The 295-nt window shown below is 36.3% G+C and carries 1 pseudogene; it reads right to left on the bottom strand.

The features are described 5' to 3' along the window. Positions 1 to 295: pseudogene (locus ACSG5Z_RS31005) on the bottom strand (glutamine-hydrolyzing GMP synthase); the annotation flags it as partial.

Genomic DNA, 295 nt, shown 5'->3' with positions numbered 1-295 from the left:
TCCTAGTTCTGATCCTAATACACGTACTTCATCTTTAAATAACGTGTTTAAAGGCTCAATTAATTTGAACTGCATGTCTTCTGGAAGACCACCAACGTTATGGTGAGATTTAATTGGTTGTGCAGTTGCTGTACCACTTTCAACGATGTCTGTATAAAGTGTACCTTGCGCTAGGAAGTCCATTCCTTGTAATTTAGAAGCTTCATCATCAAATACGTAAATGAATACATTACCGATGATTTTACGTTTTTGTTCTGGATCTTCTACACCTTTTAACTTGTTCATGAAGCGTTCT

This window comes from Bacillus pretiosus (assembly GCF_051294775.1).
Lineage (GTDB): Bacteria > Bacillota > Bacilli > Bacillales > Bacillaceae_G > Bacillus_A > Bacillus_A wiedmannii.
Note: the sequence above shows the minus strand (reverse complement) of the source record. Positions and strands in the feature narration are given on the sequence as shown.